The sequence below is a fragment of the Desulfoferrobacter suflitae genome, assembly GCF_022603395.1.
Lineage (GTDB): Bacteria > Desulfobacterota > Syntrophobacteria > Syntrophobacterales > Syntrophobacteraceae > Desulfoferrobacter > Desulfoferrobacter suflitae.
The window spans coordinates 109,679-130,014 of sequence record NZ_JAIBKA010000008.1; the positions used below are offsets into that span (position 1 = coordinate 109,679).

Annotated in this window: 13 protein-coding genes; 8 read left to right on the forward strand and 5 right to left on the reverse strand. The window is 57.8% G+C overall.

All coding sequences use genetic code 11. From position 1 onward, the window contains the following. Positions 1-6 precede the first annotated feature (6 nt). The 7 genes from K1V27_RS14830 (at position 7) to sfsA (ending at position 13,827) form a co-directional block, all read left to right on the forward strand. A complete protein-coding gene (locus tag K1V27_RS14830) occupies positions 7-741 on the forward strand; it encodes an ABC transporter ATP-binding protein (RefSeq protein ID WP_258930826.1) in 735 nt (244 codons plus the stop codon). Further along, positions 738-5,525 carry an FtsX-like permease family protein gene (locus K1V27_RS14835; RefSeq protein WP_258930827.1) on the forward strand — a complete coding sequence of 1,596 codons (4,788 nt, stop codon included), beginning with the start codon at positions 738-740 and terminating at the stop codon, positions 5,523-5,525. Before K1V27_RS14830 ends, K1V27_RS14835 begins: the two co-directional genes overlap by 4 nt. 2 nt (positions 5,526-5,527) lie before the next feature. Beyond that, the gene (locus K1V27_RS14840; protein ID WP_258930828.1) at positions 5,528-7,504 is read left to right on the forward strand and encodes a DUF6785 family protein; all 1,977 of its coding nucleotides are present in this window, start codon (positions 5,528-5,530) and stop codon (positions 7,502-7,504) included. Positions 7,505-7,623: 119 nt separating this feature from the next. Beyond that, positions 7,624-9,594, forward strand: a complete 1,971-nt coding sequence (locus K1V27_RS14845; RefSeq protein ID WP_258930829.1) for an OPT/YSL family transporter — start codon at positions 7,624-7,626, stop codon at positions 9,592-9,594. 40 nt (positions 9,595-9,634) lie between these two features. Then, positions 9,635-10,966, forward strand: coding sequence for a TIGR04282 family arsenosugar biosynthesis glycosyltransferase (locus K1V27_RS14850; protein WP_258930830.1), 1,332 nt, complete (start codon positions 9,635-9,637; stop codon positions 10,964-10,966). A 281-nt stretch (positions 10,967-11,247) separates the two neighbouring features. Beyond that, positions 11,248-12,984, forward strand: a complete 1,737-nt coding sequence (locus tag K1V27_RS14855; RefSeq protein ID WP_258930831.1) for an aldehyde ferredoxin oxidoreductase C-terminal domain-containing protein — start codon at positions 11,248-11,250, stop codon at positions 12,982-12,984. 138 nt (positions 12,985-13,122) lie between these two features. Beyond that, complete coding sequence (sfsA, locus tag K1V27_RS14860) at positions 13,123-13,827, forward strand: DNA/RNA nuclease SfsA (RefSeq protein ID WP_258930832.1); 705 nt, start codon at positions 13,123-13,125, stop codon at positions 13,825-13,827. 105 nt (positions 13,828-13,932) lie between these two features. Here the strand turns inward: sfsA and K1V27_RS14865 are convergent, their stop codons facing one another. Beyond that, the gene (locus K1V27_RS14865) at positions 13,933-14,493 is read right to left on the reverse strand and encodes a Slp family lipoprotein (protein WP_258930833.1); all 561 of its coding nucleotides are present in this window, start codon (positions 14,491-14,493) and stop codon (positions 13,933-13,935) included. Positions 14,494-14,655: 162 nt separating this feature from the next. On the opposite strand from K1V27_RS14865, the gene K1V27_RS14870 reads away from it, so the two are divergent. After that, positions 14,656-15,864, forward strand: a complete 1,209-nt coding sequence (locus tag K1V27_RS14870; protein ID WP_258930834.1) for an amidohydrolase family protein — start codon at positions 14,656-14,658, stop codon at positions 15,862-15,864. 49 nt (positions 15,865-15,913) lie between these two features. On the opposite strand, the gene K1V27_RS14875 is transcribed toward K1V27_RS14870, so the two are convergent. The 4 genes from K1V27_RS14875 to K1V27_RS14890 are packed head-to-tail and all read right to left on the reverse strand — an operon-like array spanning position 15,914 to position 20,188. Next, positions 15,914-16,975 (reverse strand): class I SAM-dependent methyltransferase, encoded by a 1,062-nt coding sequence (locus K1V27_RS14875; protein ID WP_258930835.1) that lies wholly within the window; start codon positions 16,973-16,975, stop codon positions 15,914-15,916. Between the two features lie 6 nt (positions 16,976-16,981). Next, a complete protein-coding gene (locus K1V27_RS14880; RefSeq protein WP_258930836.1) occupies positions 16,982-17,782 on the reverse strand; it encodes an ABC transporter permease in 801 nt (266 codons plus the stop codon). Next, positions 17,748-18,707: an ABC transporter ATP-binding protein gene (locus K1V27_RS14885; protein WP_258930837.1), complete on the reverse strand. Its 960-nt coding sequence runs from the start codon at positions 18,705-18,707 to the stop codon at positions 17,748-17,750. Before K1V27_RS14885 ends, K1V27_RS14880 begins: the two co-directional genes overlap by 35 nt. Positions 18,708-18,727: 20 nt before the next feature. Continuing rightward, the gene (locus tag K1V27_RS14890; protein ID WP_258930838.1) at positions 18,728-20,188 is read right to left on the reverse strand and encodes a UbiD family decarboxylase; all 1,461 of its coding nucleotides are present in this window, start codon (positions 20,186-20,188) and stop codon (positions 18,728-18,730) included. Positions 20,189-20,336 lie beyond the last annotated feature (148 nt).

The following is a 20,336-nucleotide window of genomic DNA, read 5'->3' on the forward strand; positions in this document are numbered from 1 at the left end:
CGGATCATGTATCGCGATGAAACACACAATGTCGTCAGGCTATCCGAGGTGACCAAGGTTTTTCGCATGGGGACCAACAAGGTCGAAGCCCTCAAGGGAGTCGACCTCACCATAAAGACAGGGGAATACCTGTCGATCATGGGGCCTTCGGGATCGGGCAAGTCGACTCTATTCAATATGATCGGCGCCCTCGACAAGCCCACCTCCGGGAGAGTATTCATCGATGAAGTGGACGTGGCGCAGTTGGACGCTTACGAACTGGCCTGGCTGCGCTGCCGAAAAATAGGCTACATCTTTCAGACATTCAACCTCATCCAGGTCATGACCGCCATTGAAAATGTCACCTTGCCCATGGTTTTTGCCGGTATGAATCGTGACGAATATACCGAAAAGGGCATGGATCTTCTAAAAATTGTCGGTTTGGCGGAGCGCTATCATCATAAGCCTTCGGAGTTGTCCGGCGGTCAGCAGCAACGGGTCGCCATCGCCAGATCGCTGGCGAACGACCCGGCTATCGTGCTGGCGGACGAACCGACGGGAAACCTCGACCTGACAACGGGCGAGGAAATCATCTTTTTGCTCAAACAGCTTTCCAAGGAAAGGGGCGTCACCATCATCTCGGCCACCCACGATGTCAAAATGTTGAACGTATCAGACCGCGTTGTGTGGATTCGTGACGGCCGAATCGACCGCATTGAAGATCGAGATAAACTCAAAATCTCCATTGGTGAAGTGGCATGAAAAACTTGGCACCATGCTGGAAGAAGATCCCAACGCTGGTCTGCGCCTTTGCTTTGATTGCAGGGGCGGTCATCGGGTGCGGGAGGGTTGGTGACGCCGTCGCCCAGGACATGCTGCGTGACATGGCGTTTTTTGCCGGCATCAAAGACCGCTCCACCGGCTCGCCCGGATCTGAAAAGGCGGCCGACTACATCCTCAAAGCATTCCGCCAGGCAGGTTTACAAGAAGTCGGCGTGCAGGACTTTCTCACCCCCATCCCGGAAGTCGTTTCCGCCTCACTCGAGGTCGACGGACAGCCACCCTTGGAGATCTACCCCTGGGGGCCCAACATGGTGTACCTGCCCACCACCCCCCCGGAAGGTCTGACGGGAAGTTTGATTTACGTGGGAGCAGGCAATTTTGCCGACTTAAACGGCAAGAAGATTCAGGGCAATATTGTTCTGATGGATATGTTTTCCTTTCAAAATTGGCTGAACGCCTCGATGCTGGGGGCCAAGGCGCTGATTTTTCTGGGCAGCGGGGATTCTTCCCGCGGGCAGTTCAAGGAAAAAGACATTCCCACGCCGGTGGCTTTCCCGCGCTACTGGGTTCCGCAGCGTATCGGCGAGCAGCTCAAACAGCTGGCACTGCAGCAAAACGTTTCGGCAACGGTCAAGTCCAAGGCCCGATGGCAACACAAACTGGTCTACAACTGCTACGGCATTCTGCCCGGCAAGTCTCCCGAACTGCGCAATGAATTGATCGTGCTGGATGCCTTCTACGACGCTTCCTCACACATCCTGGGGCTGGCGCCGGGTGCGGGTGAATCCACTTCCATCGCCATGATGCTGTTACTGGCACGGGAACTGGCCAAGAACCCGCCGGACCGAAGTGTGCTGTTTCTCGCCGCCACCGGTCACGGCCAGGGACTCGCCGGAATGAGGCAGTTCACCTGGGCGGTGACCACTCGACGCAAAATCCTGCGGCGGGACAAGCGAAATCTCAGTCTGCAAAAGGAAGATGTTGACCATCAGATCGAGCTCCTGGAAGCCGGCGATCCCCTGGCCATCGACGATCCGAAAGATCGTGATCGCATCTGGCAGATTGTGCTGGAGAGGGCAAAAGACAAAGTCGATGAACTGACACGGGAAATGCAATATCAAAAATCCGCCTCGGAAACCGAAGAGCTCGTCGATATGGCGGATGTCCGCCCCTATCGCAGGCTTTCCTGGGTCAGCAGCATGGACCAGTTGACTCCCGAGCAGGAAATCCTTGCCCGGGAACTCCTCGACGGAGTGATTCCAGAGCTCAAAGTCCGGCGCGATGAACTGAAGCTCCGACGCCAGGTGCTCAGATCCACCGAACAGCTCTCCCGAAAACTCATCGATCTCGAACCGGTGCTTTATCTGGATCTCAACTTGTCGTCCCATTCTCCCTTTGTCGGTCTGGCTGAATTGGGTCACACCTTTCCCATTCGCCAAGACGTCAAGCGCATTGTGCGATCACGGCGGCTGGCAGATATTTTGACCGCAACCGGCGAGCAGGCAGCGCGCGAAACGGGCACTTCCAATATGTTCAAGAACCTGCTGCGGGGCAGTGAGGCCCTGGGCAGCTTCGGCCAATGCCATACCGGACAGTGCCTGTGCTGCGACATTGCCGCCATCGGAGGCCTGCCGGCCGTCGGACTGGTCACCCTGGACGACAACCGCTCATTCTGGTCCACCCCGAATGACACCCTGGATCGGGTCGATGTGGACACTATCGAGAGACTGCAAAGGTTCTTCCCGACCTTCCTCAGCAAGGTCTTTTCCCATGAGGAGCTGGCTTCTGGAATCACAGGCCAGCTGCGAGGCCTGTCCGGCCTCGAAGGCACCACCAAGTTCATTCGTCAGGGGGAGCTGTTTGCCGATCAACCGGCACCCGGCACCATCGTCAATGTCATCCAGGGAGACTCCATCTTTCGCGGCATGTCTTTTCAGGACGGCACCTTTTTCATTCCGGGGCTCGCCAACCGGAGGGCTTCCTATCAAAAACTGATCGTTGAACCCTACGGGGTGGACTCTCAAACCGGTCTGATCAAATGGACCGCGGACAAGAATCAGACGGGCAAAGTGAACTATCGGATCAAAGTGAAAACCGACCTGGCAAGTACGTCACTGATCATGTTCCATTGCAGGCAGACCGATGTGGTGGGCATCTTCGACCCCCGGGACATGGGCCACTTGACCAAGGTCGAACTGCTCAATGCCGCCACCGAGACCACTCCCGTGCGCTACTGGTACAGCAGGATCGACGGGCGGGACACCAACGCCATATCCGTCTTCTTGGAGCGCGGCACACGGTTCAAACTGATCCTGTCCCAGTCGATGATCAGCAAGGAGTTGTTCCTGCTCAACAGCACCGACGAGATCCCCACCGGCAAAGGTTTTCTGATCGGCAGCCCGGCGTCGATATTTCTGGTCCCCAAGCAGGTGGCCGGCGACCTGCAGTATCTGGTGGGAAGACGCCTCACCAACCTGTTCAAACACGGCATCTCCAACCGTTATCTGCAGGTGATCAATGAGACGTCCGAGCAGGCGTTGGCTGCTTCCCGGCAGAGCCTGGCCAATCAAGTCTATGACAAATTCTGGCGGAACACCGTGGCGGCGTGGGCTCAGATGAATGTGGTCTATAGCCAGATCGAGAGCACGGAACGAGACGTATTGACGGGGGTGATGTTTTTTATCGCCCTGTTTGTTCCCTTCGCCTATTGCATGGAGCGCTATCTGTTCAGTTTTCGCGATATCTACAGACAGATCATAGCGTTCATCGTTATCCTGCTCATGACCATTTTCACCATCCGCGCATTGCATCCCGCCTTTCAGTTGACCTACAGCCCCATGGTGGTGATCATTGCCTTTTTTATTGTGGGCCTTTCTCTGCTGGTTGCCTGGATCATTTTCATGCGTTTTGAAAGGGAGATGGATGAACTGCATGACAGTTATGCCGTTGCCAATCGCAGAACGGACCAGGTGAGCAAATGGCAGGCGTTCGGCGCCGGATTCGCCATTGGGGTGTCCAACCTCAATCGCAGAAAGCTGCGCACCGCGCTGACCTGTATTACCCTGGTGATTCTCACCTTCACCGTCATGTCTTTCACCAACGTCAAGAGCTTGCACAAAACCACGAGCACCAACCTGGCCCAGGAAAATCCTTATACGGGCATCCTCATACGGCACCAGTTCTGGTTTCCTCTCACCACGCTGCTGCTCAGCGACATGCAGGCGCGCTTCAGTGAAGGATCCTCGGTTTGGCCGAGAAGCTGGATCATGCCGGGAGAAATGCGCACGCAGGCAATCACCAGCGTGCGGCGACCGGCGATGAGTGCGCCGGCGGAAGGCGTGCTGGGACTGGGATGGAACGCGCCGGAGTATTTTCGGAACATCGTCATCCATGGGCGCTGGTTCACCGAGGACGAAAGGAACGCCATTTTACTGCCCGTTGACATGGCTCAGCAACTCGGACTCGATCCACGAACCGACCTCGCTGCAACGGTGACACTGATGGGAGACGCGTTTGAGGTGGTGGGTTACTTTGACGCCAAACTCATGGAAGCCTCCAAGGACCTCGATCAGAATCCCATCACGCCCGCTTACGAGGAGATGCTTCACAGCCAGGATCTGTCCGAGGCTGAAATCGAGGCGATGCAGTCGGGTGAGCAGATGGCACCCATCTCGCAGAAATTTCGCTTCGCTAATCCCAAGGCCACCGTCATCATCCCCTTTTCCACCTGCATGCAGTACGGCGGCAAACCGATGGCCATTTCCATTCTTCCCAGCGACGGGCAGCAGCCCCTGCAGATCGCCGACGGCCTCTCCACCTGGCTGGCCTACCCGTTATTCGTCGGCCAGGACGGCATATGGTATCACAGCGCCAGCACCACCGTGCGCTATCAAGGAGTGGCCAACCTGATCGTACCGATTCTGATCGTCATCTTCATCTGCCTGAATACTTTGATCGGCCATGTCCATGAGCGTCAGAGGGAAATCGGAACCTACACATCGGTGGGGCTTGCCCCGACTCATGTGGGCTTCCTGTTCATTGTGGAAGCCTTGTCCATGGCGGTCATATCCACCGTCATCGGCTACATTCTGGCGCAGTTGAGCGCCAATTACCTGGGAAACACAGGTCTTTTTGCCCAACTCACGTTCAATTACTCTTCTCTGGCAAGCGTGGCTTGCATGTTTCTGGTTTTTTCGGTAGTTTTCCTGGCGGCCCTCTATCCCGCACGAATGGCCGCTGAAATCGCCATGCCCGACATCAATCGATCCTGGTCATTGCCCCAGGCTGAAGGAGAAGAAATCGTCATGCACCTTCCCTTTCTGTTGAAGTACGAAGAAGAAAAGGGCATCATGGGATTTCTGCACGCCTTCTACAGTTCCCACCAGGACGTCAGCCAGGGGGCGTTCATCGTCGATGAGACCGAAATGGACGTGGATGCTCCGGAACTGGTGCAAGGCAGGATGCCGGCACCCGTCTGTCTGCTCCTGCGCATGAATGTTTGGCTGGCCCCTTTTGATTTTGGGATCAAGCAAAGGCTGCAACTGCATTGCTGTCCGTCGCCCGACAACCCGGGATACCTGGAGGTTGCGCTGCGCATGATCCGGTTGTCTGGAGAACGTTCCGCGTGGGAGCGAGCCAACAAGAGTTTTATTAAGGCACTGCGCAAACAGATGCTCCTGTGGCGCCTGATGGATCCAGCAGCGAAAGGGCATTACCAACAACTGGCGCCGGTGGATTACGCCGGACAGTTGGAGGAAGCCTGACCATGAGGGAACCGAAAATTCGTCTTGCGGCGGTTGTGCTTGGACTCGTGCTGGTCGTTCTGGCATGCTCCCTCACCCCTTACAACAATGTCAAACTGCAGAACAGTCCGCTCGCGGGCGGACATTTTCCCCTGATATCCTTCGCCTGTCTGCTGTTCGTGCTGATCATCGTCAATCCGGTACTGTCCCTGATCAGGAACAGCTGGCGTTTTCACCTGTTCGAGGTGCTGCTCATCTGGTCCATGGTCACGGTCGCCACCGGCATTGCCTATACCGGCCTGCTGCGCACCTTTGTCATCAACCTCACCAGCCCGGCCTGGTTTGCAACCTCGGCCGGCGACCTGGGGAAACTGCTGCTTCCGCTACTTCCTTCCGCCCTATTCCCCAAGGATCCCGATATCATCCAACCGCTGTATTATGGTTTGAAAGGTGGTCTGGATATGGGATGGTGGGAGGTCATCACGCACATTCCCTGGAATATATGGATACTGCCGATGTTCTGGTGGGGAATGCTTGTCCTGTGCGTCTATGCGGCCCTGCTGGGGATGACCGGGGTATTCTCGCACCAGTGGATCGAAAACGAAAAAATGAACTTCCCGCTGCTGCGCGTTCCCCAGATTCTGTGTGAGGAATCCGAAAGCAACACCCTGTTCGAGTTCCTGCGCCATCGATATTTCCTCATCGGTTTTTGCATTCCCCTCTTTCTGCACACGTTCAACGGACTGCACACGTATTTTCCGCAGGTGCCGGAAATGCCCACCCTCATCCTCACGCAGGGCTATGTTCCCAAGGAGGGCATGCTGGCCGGCTTCTACAAGATGAAAATTTACCTGTATCCCGCTTTCATAGGGTTTGCCTTCCTCACTTCCAACCAAGTCTCATTCAGCCTGTGGTTTTTTTTCATTCTCGGGGGGTTTCTGCCCGGCGTCCTGGAATTTTTGGGATGGCGACTGCCCGCCGCCGCCCTCGGAACCACCTTCGGCCCGGTTCTCTCTCGAGTCGAGGAAATGCAGATGGTCGGAGCCTTCGGGATTTTTTTCCTGTTCATTTTGTGGCTGGCCAGATATCATCTGCTGCTCGTCCTGCGCTCTCTCTTCAAGCGTGATTACCTGCTCGAATACCACGGCCTCATGTCCCCCCGATCGGCTTTTTACCTGTTCGCCGCAGGCTTTGTGGGCATTTTCGCCTGGATGACTTTCTTCGGCATGGATGTCCTTGTGACCATTGTCTTTCTGGCCGTGTGCTTCATGCTGCAATTGGTCGCTTCGCGCCTCATCTGCCAGGGTGGACTGCCGTATTTTACCCTGACCGCCGCCCCATCGGACGGCTTCCTGGCCTTCATGAACACGCGCATGATCGCCCCCCTCACCCTCTATCTGGCGCTGGTGGTGCAAAAAGTCACCTTTCTGGACATGCGCGAATCGCTGGCACCGTCCCTGTTTCACTCCTCCAGGCTGGCGGATGGAAGCACCCCGCACAATCGCTTCCTGTGGGGGGTGGTTTGGGCAATCGGCGTGGGATTGGTGGTCTCCTTTGTCGCCATGATGGCTCTCTACTACAAATTCGGAATTTCCACCCTGCCCGACGACTGGGCCATCGAGACGTCCCGCCGCGTTCATGAAAACGTCGGGCAACTGTTGGAATATCCCGAGCAGGCCAAGGCATGGAGCATCACCTTCACGGCGGTGGGTGCCGCGGTCATGACTTTTCTTGTTCTGGGCTACCATCATTTTCTGTGGTGGCCGCTGCACCCCATCGGTTACCTGACCACCTACAGTTCCGCCATGGACATTCTGTGGTTCAGCTTCTTTATTGGATGGGTCAACAACGCGTTGACCCTGCGCTATGGAGGCGTCAGCCTGTATAAGGAAGTGCGGCGCCTGTTCATCGGATTGGTGGTGGGAGACATGGTGATGGCCGTAGTGTGGCTGATCGTGGGCATGTTTACCCCAATCAGCTACCATGTGCTGCCCTTGTGATCGAACCAGCGCCCAAGCGATGCAGATTCGAGGCCAGAGCGAACAACGCTGTTACCGCTTCGCATTTTTCCAGTGTTCTTCCTATCGTGCTTGCGTGATTGCCTGACTGGAGAATTTGGATGTACGAAGAGCAAGACAAGGAACTCAAGGAATATCGAGACCTTTTAAAGCCACCGGAGGAATTTGAAGAGGGCTTTGGCTGGAAGTCCATCGTCGGGGCCATCCTCATCGGATTCCTGATGATGCCCGGATCGATGTATCTGGGACTGGTGGTCGGCACCGGCATCGGCCCGGCGGCACGCTGGGTCACCGTCATTCTGTTTGCGGAAGTCGCCAAGCGCGCCTACACCCGGCTGCGTCAGCAGGAAGTGTTCGTGCTTTACTACATGGCCGGAGCTGCAATGGCCTCACCCTTTTCCGGCCTCCTCTGGAATCAGTACCTGGTGCAGTCCGAAGCTGCGCGCATGCTCGGACTGACCCAGTTCATTCCCGAATGGATCGCACCGCAGCCGGGATCCGATTCTTTTGTAGAGCGCAGCTTCCTGCATCGCGACTGGCTGATCCCGATTCTTCTCATGGTGGGCTTTGAAATCATTTCCGCCGTCGACCACTTCGGCCTGGGATACGCGCTGTATCGGCTCACCTCCGATGTCGAAAAACTCCCCTTCCCTATGGCCCCGGTCGGGGCTCTGGGCAACATGGCCCTGGCCGAATCCACGCAGCGCAAGGAGGACAGCTGGAAATGGCGCATCTTCTCCATAGGAGGCATGATCGGCCTGTGTTTCGGGGGAGTCTATGTGCTCCTGCCGGCCGCCTCCGGCGTCATTCTGAATGAGCCGGTGCATCTTCTGCCCATCCCATGGATTGAGCTCACCGACATCACCGAAGAGTATCTTCCCGCCGTTGCTACGGGAATCAACCTGGATCTCGGATTGCTGTTCCTCGGCATGGTGCTCCCTTTCTGGGCGGTGATCGGCGGGGGCATCGGCCTCATATTGACGATCATCGCCAATCCCATCCTGCACCACTTCGGCATCCTGCACCGATGGCACAAGGGAATGGGCACCGTCGACACGATCTTTGCCAACAATTTCGATTTCTACATGAGCTTCGGCATCGGCCTCGGGCTCGCCATCGCCCTGGTCGGCATTGTGCACGTCATCTACAGTTTCAGCCGAGAGCAGATGGGGTCTTTCCGTGAACGGCTCAAGACCCTGTTCACACCTCCACCGGGACGCGGCGACTTCAGCATCTGGATAGCACTGGGCATTTACGTCGCTTCCACAACCGCCTATGTGATCCTGTCGTCCTTTCTCGTGCCCGGATTCCCGTGGATCTTTCTGGTCGCTTACGGGTTTATCTACACCCCCATTATTTCTTACATTTCCGCTCGCATGGAAGGCATTGCCGGCCAGTTCATAACCCTTCCCATGGTGCGGGAAGCCAGCTTTATCATGGCCTCCAGGTACTTCGGCTACTCGGGCATCGGCATCTGGTACGCCCCGATTCCCTTCCACAACTACGGCAAAGCCACCGTGAGGTGGCGTGAAATCGAGCTCACCGGCACCAGCTTTCGCAGCATCATCAAGGCGGAAATTCTCGTCATCCCCATCGTTTTGATCGCCAGCCTGCTCTTCTCACAATACATATGGCGGCTGGCCCCGGTGCCCTCCAGCCAGTACCCCTACGCGCAGCAGTTGTGGCATCTCCAGGCGCTCAACACGCTGCTCCTGCAGAGCGCCACGCTGGAAGGAGATTCGCCGTTTTTTCAGGCGTTGAAATTGGATTACGTGGGCATCGGTTTGGCCCTGGGAAGCGTCACCTATGCCGTGCTGGCCTACCTGAAACTGCCGATCATGCTGATCTACGGCGTGGTCCGAGGATTGGGGCAGTCCACCCCGCACAGTATCTTCCTGGAAATCATCGGCGCCTTTTTGGGGCGCTATTACTTCATCAAGAAATACGGCCTATCCTGGCGCCAATACGCCCCGGTGCTGCTGGCCGGGTTCTCCTGCGGCATGGGGCTTATGGGCATGCTCGCCATGGGTTTCACCCTGATCATGCGTTCCCTGCGCAGTCTGCCGTACTGAAACATGATTCATTATTCATTACTCCTTCAGTGCTCCGCCCATGAGCGCCAGCCCACCTGAAATGAATGCTCCCCACCAGGCACTCCTCGTCTTTCTTCGTTACCCCCGGCCCGGTCAAGTCAAGTCACGGCTGGCGGCACAGCTGGGCGATCACCAGGCCTGCGCCGTATATGCCAAGCTGTTGCGCAAGACCCTGGGCGTAGCCGCCGACTTCAAGCGCTCCCACCCCGGCGTGCACATACTGGCATGCTTCACGCCCGCCGACCACCAGACGCAGCTGGCAAAATCCTTCCCCGGGCCCTGGACATTCTTGCCGCAAAGGGGTTCTCACCTGGGGGAGCGCATGGATTTGGCCTTCCGTTGGGCTTTCGCCGCGGGTTACCGGCAGGTGGTGCTGATCGGATCAGACAGCGTCGATCTGGAACCGGAGGATCTGGAAGACGCCTTCGCTCGCCTCGAGCGCGGCTGCGCCGTGTTAAGCCCGGCAGCGGACGGCGGCTTTTGCCTCATCGGGCTGGACCGTCCCTGCCCCTCGGCTCTGACCCCGGAAGAGTGGAGCACCGCTACGGTGTTCGCCAGGACCCGGGAATTGCTTGAAAAAGATGGATTTCGGGTGCGCGTCAACCGAATCAAGCAGGATATCGATCGGCCGGAGGATATGGAGCACTTCTTCAGACAACCGCTGCTGCAGAGTCGGGTGTCCATCATCATACCCACCCGCAGGGGCATTGAAAAACTGGGACCGTTACTCGAATCGTTGCACTCCCGGCTGTGGCCGGGAGATGAAATCATTGTCAGTCTCTCCGGCACCAGGCCGCCCTTGGCAAACCTCACCCGGCTTCACCCGTCAATTCGCCTGGTGTGGTCCGCCGCCGGCCGGGGAATGCAGCTCAACCGCGGGGCACGGGAGGCGATGGGGGATATCTTGTGGTTTCTACACGACGACAGCCTCCCCCCCGACCAGTTCGGCTATTTGCTGCGCAAGATCGCTGTGGATGGGCAATTCAGCCTGGGGTGCTTCCTGTTGGGCTATGCCCCAACCGACCGGGCGATGGATCTCATTGCACGCTGGGCAAACCTGAGAACGCGCCTATTCGGCATTCCTTACGGAGATCAGGGGCTGTTCTGCCGCTCGGACGTGTTCCGGCAGCTGGGCGGATACCGGCAGCGCTACCTCATGGAGGACGTCGACCTGGTGCGCCGTGCAAGCAGAATCGGCAAGCTGCTGATCATCCCCGAAATCCTCCGCACCTCTCCGCAACGATACCGCAGCAAGGGAATCCTGCGCGCATCCCTGGAAAATCACCTGACCCTGCTGTTCTACTGGATGGGCACCGACGAGGACCGACTGTTCCGCTTTTATTATCGCTGAAGCACCGCGCAAGGTCCCTGCCTACGTTTATCCACACGGCTTTTCAACCATTGGCAAACACCCCCCCTCAGACGGCCCGGCAGCCGCCTTCAAGGTTCGTCGTTATGCCAAAATTGATAGGTTTACAAGCGCTTACAGATGTGCTTTAGATCCTTTGCATGGTCACGGTTTAGCGGGTTTTTCGACCTTATTTCACCGGCTTTTGAAAAACACGCAGATAGCGTCATTGCACTGCTCATCCGCTTTTCAGGTTGCACACATGGCAGAAAGGAGAACAACACATGGATAAGATACTGCGCATTGACATGGGTGCCGAAGGCGGCCCCAGGATCACCGAGTCCCCCTTGGGCGGATACGCCGGAATGGGCGGCCGGGGGATGACTTCCGCCATCATTTCCAAGGAAGTGCCTCCCACCTGCCACCCATTGAGTGCGGAAAACAAGCTGGTGATCGCCCCGGGTCTTTTGAGCGGGACCACGGGAGCCATGTCCGGGCGGCTTTCGGTGGGCTGCAAAAGCCCCCTCACCGGCGGCATCAAGGAAGCCAACTCCGGCGGCCAGCCGTCTCAGGTACTGGCGCGGCTGGGGTACGCCGCCATTGTTCTGGAGGGCAAGCCGCCAACCGACGACCTCTACAAGGTGGTCATCAACAGGGACGGAGCCACCATAAGCGTCGACAACGATTTGAAGATGCTTCCCAACTATGACGCAGTGGCAAAGATCAAGGGAGAATACGGCGACAAGGTGGCCTGCATTTCCATCGGCCCCGCCGGGGAAATGAAGATGAGCACCGCCTCCATCGCCTGCACCGACATGGAAATGCGCCCCACCCGACATGCCGGCCGTGGAGGAGTAGGGGCGGTGATGGGCTCCAAGGGAGTGAAGGTGATCGTGCTGGACGACGCGGGCAAGACCATGCGCTCCCCCAAGGACCCGGAAAAATTCAAGGAAGCCAACAAACGCTTTGTCGAGGGCCTGCGCAACCATCCGGTCACCGGGCAGGGGCTGCCGGCATACGGCACCAACGTGTTGACCAACATCGTCAACGAGGCGGGTGGCTATCCCACGTACAACTTCAAGCAGGGGCGCTACGATGAAGCGCATCTGATCAGCGGTGAAACCCAGGCGGAAACCGAGAAAGCGCGCGGCGGACTGGCCACGCACGGCTGCCATCGAGGCTGCGTAATCCGCTGCTCGGGGATCTACCACGACAAAGACGGCCATTTCCTCACCAAGCAGCCCGAATACGAGACCGTTTGGGCTCATGGAGGGAACTGCGGCATTTGCGACCTGGATGCCATTGCCACGCTGGATTTTCTGGATGACAATTACGGCCTGGACACCATCGAGATGGGTGCGACCATTGGGGTGGCCATGGAGGCCGGGCTGCTCAAATTCGGGGATGCCGAAGGGGCCATTAACCTGCTGCACGAAGTGGGCAAGGGAACCCCTCTCGGACGGATCCTGGGCAATGGAGCGGCCGTCACCGGCAAGGTGTTCGGGGTCGAGAGAGTCCCGGTGGTGAAGGGGCAGGCGCTCCCCGCCTACGATCCGAGAGCCGTCCAGGGAGTGGGCGTGACCTATGCCACCAGCCCCATGGGCGCCGATCATACGGCGGGCTACGCGGTAACGGCGAACATCCTCAAGGTGGGCGGAGAAGTCGATCCGTTAAAACCCCAGGGGCAGATCGAGCTTTCCAGGGACCTGCAGATTGCCACCGCAGCGGTCGATGCCACCGGCATGTGCCTGTTCATTGCGTTTGCCCTGCTGGATCAGCCGGAAACGTTTCAGGCACTGCTGGATATGATCAACGCCTTCTATGGGCTGGACCTGGCGGCCGATGGAGTCACCGATCTGGGCAAGAAGATCCTTTCCATGGAGCGCGATTTCAATGCCCGCGCCGGCTTCACCGCGCACCAGGACAGACTGCCGCGCTTCTTCACTCAGGAAAGGCTCGCCCCGCACAATGTCACCTTCGCTGTCAAGGATGAAGAGCTCGACCAGGTATTCAACTGGTGAGCCCACGCACAGCGCCGGTCACCCGCCGAGCGAGGCAGTGCGTGGAAATGCAGGCAGGTGCAGGTTGGGGTTTGCGTCCCAGTGTGCGCTTCCCCGGCCTCCACCGTTTTAACAACTTGTGATGAGCCGAGCGGTCCCTTGATAAAATTTCCTGACGGTTGCCTGACGGCGCGGTTTTGCCGCAGAGAAAAGCGTTTCCTGGTCGAAGTGGAAAGGCAAAACGCGCGGTTCTGGGTGCACTGCAACAATTCCGGAAGCATGCTCGGTTTGCTCAGGCGCGGAGCCGACGTTCTGCTATCACCGGGGCAGCGGCCCGGACGTCGCTTATCCCACACGCTGGAGCTGATAAAACTGGGCGATGCCTGGGTGGGAGTCAACACCCTGACACCCAACCGGATGCTGCGAAAAGCCTGGGAAATGTCCTTGATCCCGCAACTGAGGGGATATTCAGCCTACCGGAGCGAAGCCAAAGTCGGCTCCAGCCGGCTCGACGCCCGCTTGACAGGAGCCGATGGTGCTCTTTGGATCGAGGCCAAGAACGTCACCCTGGTGGAAGATGAGGTGGCCTATTTTCCCGACGCGCCGACCGAAAGAGGCCGGAAGCACTTGCTGGAGCTGATGGAGCTGGCTCGATCGGGCCAGCGCGTCGCCTGCTTCTATCTTATTCAGAGACCCGAGGCCCGCTGTTTTGCGCCGGCGGATTTCATCGACAGCACGTTTGCCGATTTGTTCTGGCAGGCCTTGGACGCCGGAGTAGAAGCCTGGCCCTATCAAGCCCTGATTTCCACCGAAGGCATCCGTCTCGGCGCACCACTGCCCCTGGCCATTGCCCACAAGGTGTAGCCGGGCCCTTACCGGCGGATGCCACGCATGATCACGCCGTCGTCGTGCCACCGACAATCGGCCTCCAGCAAATCAACTCCGCCCTTTGTCGTCCGCCCTCCGTCCTCACGGCAGGCAATCGGGTCCCCAGCCCCAGGGGCGGGAAAGACACGAACCGTACCATCCCCATCCCCAAAAATAGGGGCGGTAATAATACGGAGCGTTATAGGCGGGCGCAGGCGGCCAGAGATGAATCTGTGCAACAGAAACAACGGGGTAAGTATACTCGATGCCGCTCAAAGGGAGCACTTCCTTGCCCGTTATCCTGCCGGCTACGGTGACCTTTCGGCCCTTTTCATAGACTGCGCCGTCCAGATAGCCTGTTGCCCGGGCGATGAACCTGCCTTGCGAGTAGTCTCCATTGCCGGGCATTTGCCCGATTTCCAGCGGTGTTTGCAGCACCTTAATGAGGGTATAGCCGGGCTCATTGACGGTTTCGATGATGATCCCTCCCCAGATAACCATCTGCCCGAGATAACCCTCAGGATTTTCCAGCACCGCCACAAACGCGGGCGCATTCACCGCTCGATCCCGCAGGTCGGGCGCGATCACATGTTGGGTGCATGCGGAAAATGCCGTCCCCACCACAAGCACCCACACTATCTGCACTGCCAACCCTTTTCTCATGCAGCCGTCTCCCATAGAGCCCTTCTCATGAGATGCACGTCGCAGCTTGCCTCCCGCTCCAAATGATCTCCATGAAAACTAACTCTTTTCCGGAAGCGAATAAAGAGTTAAGGTGCTGAACCCGGAATTGACGGGCCATTTCACTACGGAACCCAAACAAACATGATTGAATCGTTTTCGCTATTTGCCGGATGGCTGATTGACGGAACAGGGCAACCGCTGCGGGAAAACATGTTCATTCGAGTCGAGCAGGGCCTGATTCACTCGGTCAGACGGGCACGGCAGGCAGACATGTACGCACCCGATCTTGTCAATTGCTCGCACGCCACAGTGCTGCCGGCCCTGCTGGATGCCCACGTGCACCTGTGCATGTCGGGAACCACCGCCGAGGAACTGCGCAGGAAACAGTTGAACTTCGATTTTGACATGGCGGGGAAAATGATCCGCTCTCATCTCATGGATCATTTGACATACGGCGTTGTCGCCATTCGCGACGGCGGCGATTATGCGGCTCATGCACTTCGCTACAAACACCAGAAACTGGCACAGGATCAACTCCCCATACACCTTCTGGCAGCGGGCAAAGGGTGGCGTTCCCGCGGTCGCTACGGCCGGCTCATAGGGCGCCCGCCGCAGGATGGAAAGAGTCTGGCCGAAGCCATTGCCGAGCAGAACATCCAGGCCGACCACGTCAAAATTGCCAATTCGGGAGTAAACAGTCTCACTCACTTCGGCAAGGAGACTCCGCCCCAGTTCCACGCAGGGGAGCTCACTGCGGCTGTCCGAACAGCGCGCAACAAGGGCCTCAGGACCATGGTGCACGCCAACGGGAAAAAACCGGTGCGGCAGGCGCTGCAAGCGGGCTGTCATTCCATCGAGCACGGCTATTTTATGGGTCCGGACAATCTCCAGTGGATGGCCGATCGCCAGGTCTATTGGGTTCCTACCGCCTACAGCATGAAGGTTTACGCTGATCTTCCGGACAACGGAAGCTCCCGGGCAGACGTCGCCAGAAAAAACCTGGATCATCAGCTGGAACAAATGGCGGCGGCAAGAACGCTGCAGGTTCCCATTGCGCTGGGAACCGATGCGGGCGGCCTGGGAATTAACCACGGCCAGGCCCTGAGTGAAGAAATCAAGCTGCTGATGACCGCGGGCTATTCTCTGGAATGGTCCATCCGCGCCGCCACCTGGGATGCCGCCCGACTGCTCGGCCTCGATGACGAATTGGGCGTGATCAAAAAGGGCATGCCCGCCACCTTCATTGTAGCCCGGGGCAATCCGCACTGCCTGATGGACAGCCTGTGTCCTCCCGAGCAACTCTATATCCGCGGCACCCTCTGGAGCGGCGGTGACACCCGGCTAACCTGAGGGGGGGGAGGCTCTGCCCCTGCCCGGTCGAGTGCTTTCCAAAAGCTCGTCAGCCGGTTTTCCTGGCGACCCACAGCAGGTGCTGGCCCAGACGAGCGAGCAGGGGAATTTTTTCCGCCAGGCGCTCCAAAGGGTCGACCCGGCGCGCGATAACGTCCACATTGCCTCGCGCCAGCAGCTCGACCACCAGAAACGGCAGCACTTCGACTTCGTAACTCCCCCACCAGACCGTCTCAAAACCATTGCGGCGCAGCAGGCGCGCCAGCTGTTGTCGCGAGAAATGATAGTGAATCCCATAGGCCGGTTCGGGCTTTTTCCAGTTGAATTCAAATTGCGCGTGCAGGTTGTGGTATGGCGGCAGCACCCCGTCCCAGGCGAGACTGAGGATCTTTTCCGCAACTCTGAAGGGATTGTTGCTGTAGTCCAGGTTATGGCTGCTCGGGGTTGTGAGCAACAGCAGCCCACCTGTGCGCAGCAGATCGCGACAGGCGGCAAGCCCGGCCGCAGGTTCCAGCAGATGTTCGAGCACCTCCGTGCACAGGATACAGTCGAAGCCGGCCTTCTTGAACGGCGGCCGAGCCGCGTCGCCGCACACCCACTCGAGATCCGCCGACCCGGGCTGCAGTTGAAACGCCCGGACGGCCTGCATCATCTTCATCGGGTTGAGCTCCAGCCCCACCACAGGAATGTGCAGATGGCGCAGAATATAGAGCGTATGGATGCCGAATCCGCAGCCGAGATCAAGGATTCTGCCGGCTCCGGCGGCATACCGATCGAGCATCTGCTGCACCCGTCGATAGCGCCCCAGGTAAAAGTGCCTGTCCAGCGGCGGACGAATCGCGGCCCGTTTCTCGAAGGTGTCGAAATCGCTCCGGCGCGTGTATTCTTCTTCAATGGCCCGGATATCCGCCAGCGTCATGCTCTTGCGAATGGTCTGGGAGTGCTTGAAATTAAGCGACGCTTCACGCCGGTAACCCAGATAATCCACCAGGAAGTACAAAACGACCGCCCAGAAGAGCAACCCGCTGCGCCAGCACACCAGGTCGGTCAGCATGAGGACTACAAGCGCCGCTTCTCGGGCACTTTTCTTCAATCGTTTGCTGATTTTCATCGATGCCTATTCGGACATTTTCAGCAGGATGCCGGATTTTTTAGAATCATGCACCGCAACGAGCAGCGCACCGGCGGCTGCTGTCACGTACAGAATCGCCAGCACATAGCCCAGCACCAGCGGATGGCCGGTGGCGCCGGCGGAAAAGCCGTAGAAAGATCGAAAATACTCCAGAAAGTAGGTAACGGGAAGGATGGCGGAAACCATCTGCAAGGGGCGCGGAAGAACCTCTACCGGATAATAGATGCCGCTCAGCAGGATCATGACACTCACGATGGAATTGGCGCCCACGTGAGCCCGCCCGCCGAATCGGAACGCCAGGGCGCAAACAAAAATCCCGACGGCAGCTGAGGTGAGCAGCAGCCCGCAGAAAAAGTGAATGATCGGTATAATCCCCTGCTGCAGGAGGCGAAAGCCAAAAGCATAGGCACTGAACGCCGACAGAAGGAACAGGACCAGCAGAGCATGAATGAGCCCCATACACCAGGAACCCGCGATCAGATGAAACATGCTCACCGGCGCAGCCAACTCCTGCTTCAGGCTCTTGTTCCAAATGCTGTATAAAATGACATAGGAAATGTCCAACTGCCCGATCTGCACGATACTCAAAGCGATGACCCCAATCAGAACGAACGCCACCATATCGCCGTCGAGGTGCAGAAAACGGGTGAGCAGGCCGACCGACACGAGCCCTATGGCCGGCCAGAAAAGAATCTCGAAGAGGTGAAACACCCTCTTTTTGGTTATCAGCCAGATTTTGAAAAAGAATGCATTAATCCGAATCAGATGGCTCTGCAAGTTTGACAAAGACGTCCCCCAAAGTGGCTTGAGCGATGCTGATGTCCTCGATCCAGGCACCCGCCTGCAGGAGCGACTGCAGGATGGAATGCAGTCGCTGTTCACGGGAATCAACCTGGCAATTCATCTGCCGGTCGCTGAGGAGAGTGCAGGACACGCCCGCGATCCCCTGCAGCCGATCCACCGCCATTCCCAGATTGCGTCCCCGGATGGTAATCCGTTCCTGCAACCGGACGCTCCGCTTGAGCTGTGCGGCCGAGGCGATGCGAATGAAGCGGCCGTCCCTGAGAAACCCGATGCGGTCGCTCATCTGCTCGGCTTCGTCCATCTGGTGGGTGGTCAGAATGAGGGTGGTCTGCCGCGTCCTGTTGAGCTCTTTCAAACGTTCCCGGATCAACCGGGACACCTTGGGATCCAGACCGACTGTAGGCTCATCCAGAAACAGCATGCGCGGATCATTGATGAGGGATTTGGCAAGGGCCAGGCGCTGCTTCAATCCGGTCGACAATTGGTTGAAGGGGATTTTGCGATACGCACCAAGCTCGAAGAATTCCGTCAGGCGTTCCGTTTGCCTGCTACGTTTGCTTTTGGCCAGGCCGTAGAGCATACCGAAATAGTTCAGGGTTTCGTCCACGGTGAAATTATCGGGAAGATTGGAATGGCCGCTGGCAAAGTTGACCACTTCGCGAATTCTGCGGCGATTCCTGGATATTTCGAAACCGCAGACGTATCCCCTGCCCTCATCGTGGTAGAGCAGGCCGGCAAGGATTGCAATGAGCGTCGTCTTGCCGGCGCCGTTGGGGCCAAGAATGCAAAACACCGCACCGGAATCAACCTCCAGATCGATTCCACGCAGGGCATGCACCGGCGGGACTGCCCCTCTGCCCGGATAAGTCTTGTGGATGCCGTGGAGTTGTATGGCCGCTGCCGCCATTGGCTGAACAGCCCCTACCCTCACTCCATCTGATACTTGTTCAAGTCCACCTCGATGAATTTCACCCGCTCAAATTTGTCCGTGCGCGGATAGGGAGCGGTGGCGTCCATACCCATCTTGGTCACTGTTCCGCCCTTCCCGTCCGGGTTGATCTGAACCATCGGATTGAGGATGTGACCGGGCTGATTTTTCATGATCATCAGGTCGGAGTCAGGATTGAAGCGGGTGGTGATGGCCCAGTTGACATCGATGGGATCGTACAGGTTCACATCCGTATCGACGGCAACCACACGCTGCAGCGGCGGGAAAGCGGCGAAGGTCTGCTCGATGGCTTTCCTTCCCACCTCCGGCCCGTCTTTTTCCACCTGCACCACCGCGCCGTAAAAACCGCATCCGCCGGGGCTGAGATAGACGCGCTGCAACTGCGGTACGCTCTCTTTGACTGTAGCAAAAATTTTTGCTTCGGCGGTGAAGCCCACCGCGTTCCAGACTTCCTGCCCTGACAGCAGCGTGTGGAAAACGGGGTCTTTGCGATGGGTAATGGCCTTGACCTGCATCACCCAGCGATTGTCTCTGTGGGCGTAGTAGCCGGTGACCTCGGCAAAGGGACCTTCGGGTTCGCGCACATTGGGCAGGATTTCCGCCTCGATCACGAACTGGGCATCGGCAAACGCCGGCACGTCCACCGTCTGGGCCTTCATCAAGCGCACGGGACGGCCCAGGATATGGCTGGCAATCCCATGTTTTCCGTCTCCCTGACGCGGAATCGCGGAAACAATCCAGGGGGCCAGGCCCACACCGTTATTGATGGTCACCTGCAAGGGCTCATTGCGTTTTTCCATGATCTCGAGGTACTCACCCAGGTGACGGCCGGGATCGATCAAGAAGGTGAGCCGGTCTTTGCCGGTGACCATCATGCGATGAATCGATATATTGGGTATGCCCGTCTCCGGGTTTTTCACGACCACCACGGATGAATCGAAATAGGGGCCTCCATCCTTCAGAGCATGAATGGGAACCGGCAGTTTATAGAGGTCCACTTCCTGTTCCACCACTTCATTGGCCGGTCCCTTGTCCAGTATGGGAGATGGATACTGGTCCTTATTCTTTTTCCAGGGTCCGATGGCCCCGGCGATCACGAAGGGAACTTCTTCCTTGGGCACCGCGAAAAGGTCCCCGATGGTATTGCGATTCCACAGCAAACCGATGAAGACCGGGTAGTCGCTCCCCTTTACCTGTTCGAACAGCAGGCACTTTTTGCCCTCGTACATTTTGGCAATCCCTGCCAGCTCGTACTTGGGATCGACTTCGCTTTTGACTCGTACCAGCTTGTCGGTCTTCTCCAGAAAATCGATGCAGCTTCCGAGATCCACCAGGCGCTCGGCGACGTCATCGGGCATCGGCCGGTTGGCGGCGCCTGCGTTGATCCATGGGAACACGACAAGCAGACACAAAATCCCGAGTAAGGCGGTCTTCTTCATGCTGAAATCTCCTTATTTTATGGTTTTTCCCTTTGGCCCAGGAGGATGTTCGGGAAGAGAGCCAGAGTGCATCCCTGGTCATTTCGGCGAAACACCGCCGGGGAGGCGGGAATCCAGAGGAGCACATGATTCTGGAAGCCGGCGCCCA

What these genes read in the sequence shown, in the direction of transcription:
- K1V27_RS14830 (WP_258930826.1), top strand. Translation starts at nt 7, where the DNA reads ATGTATCGCGATGAAACACACAATGTCGTCAGGCTATCCGAGGTGACC.
- K1V27_RS14835 (WP_258930827.1), top strand. Translation starts at nt 738, where the DNA reads ATGAAAAACTTGGCACCATGCTGGAAGAAGATCCCAACGCTGGTCTGC.
- K1V27_RS14840 (WP_258930828.1), top strand. Translation starts at nt 5,528, where the DNA reads ATGAGGGAACCGAAAATTCGTCTTGCGGCGGTTGTGCTTGGACTCGTG.
- K1V27_RS14845 (WP_258930829.1), top strand. Translation starts at nt 7,624, where the DNA reads ATGTACGAAGAGCAAGACAAGGAACTCAAGGAATATCGAGACCTTTTA.
- K1V27_RS14850 (WP_258930830.1), top strand. Translation starts at nt 9,635, where the DNA reads ATGAGCGCCAGCCCACCTGAAATGAATGCTCCCCACCAGGCACTCCTC.
- K1V27_RS14855 (WP_258930831.1), top strand. Translation starts at nt 11,248, where the DNA reads ATGGATAAGATACTGCGCATTGACATGGGTGCCGAAGGCGGCCCCAGG.
- K1V27_RS14865 (WP_258930833.1), bottom strand. Translation starts at nt 14,493, where the DNA reads ATGAGAAAAGGGTTGGCAGTGCAGATAGTGTGGGTGCTTGTGGTGGGG.
- K1V27_RS14870 (WP_258930834.1), top strand. Translation starts at nt 14,656, where the DNA reads ATGATTGAATCGTTTTCGCTATTTGCCGGATGGCTGATTGACGGAACA.
- K1V27_RS14875 (WP_258930835.1), bottom strand. Translation starts at nt 16,975, where the DNA reads ATGAAAATCAGCAAACGATTGAAGAAAAGTGCCCGAGAAGCGGCGCTT.
- K1V27_RS14885 (WP_258930837.1), bottom strand. Translation starts at nt 18,707, where the DNA reads ATGGCGGCAGCGGCCATACAACTCCACGGCATCCACAAGACTTATCCG.
- K1V27_RS14890 (WP_258930838.1), bottom strand. Translation starts at nt 20,188, where the DNA reads ATGAAGAAGACCGCCTTACTCGGGATTTTGTGTCTGCTTGTCGTGTTC.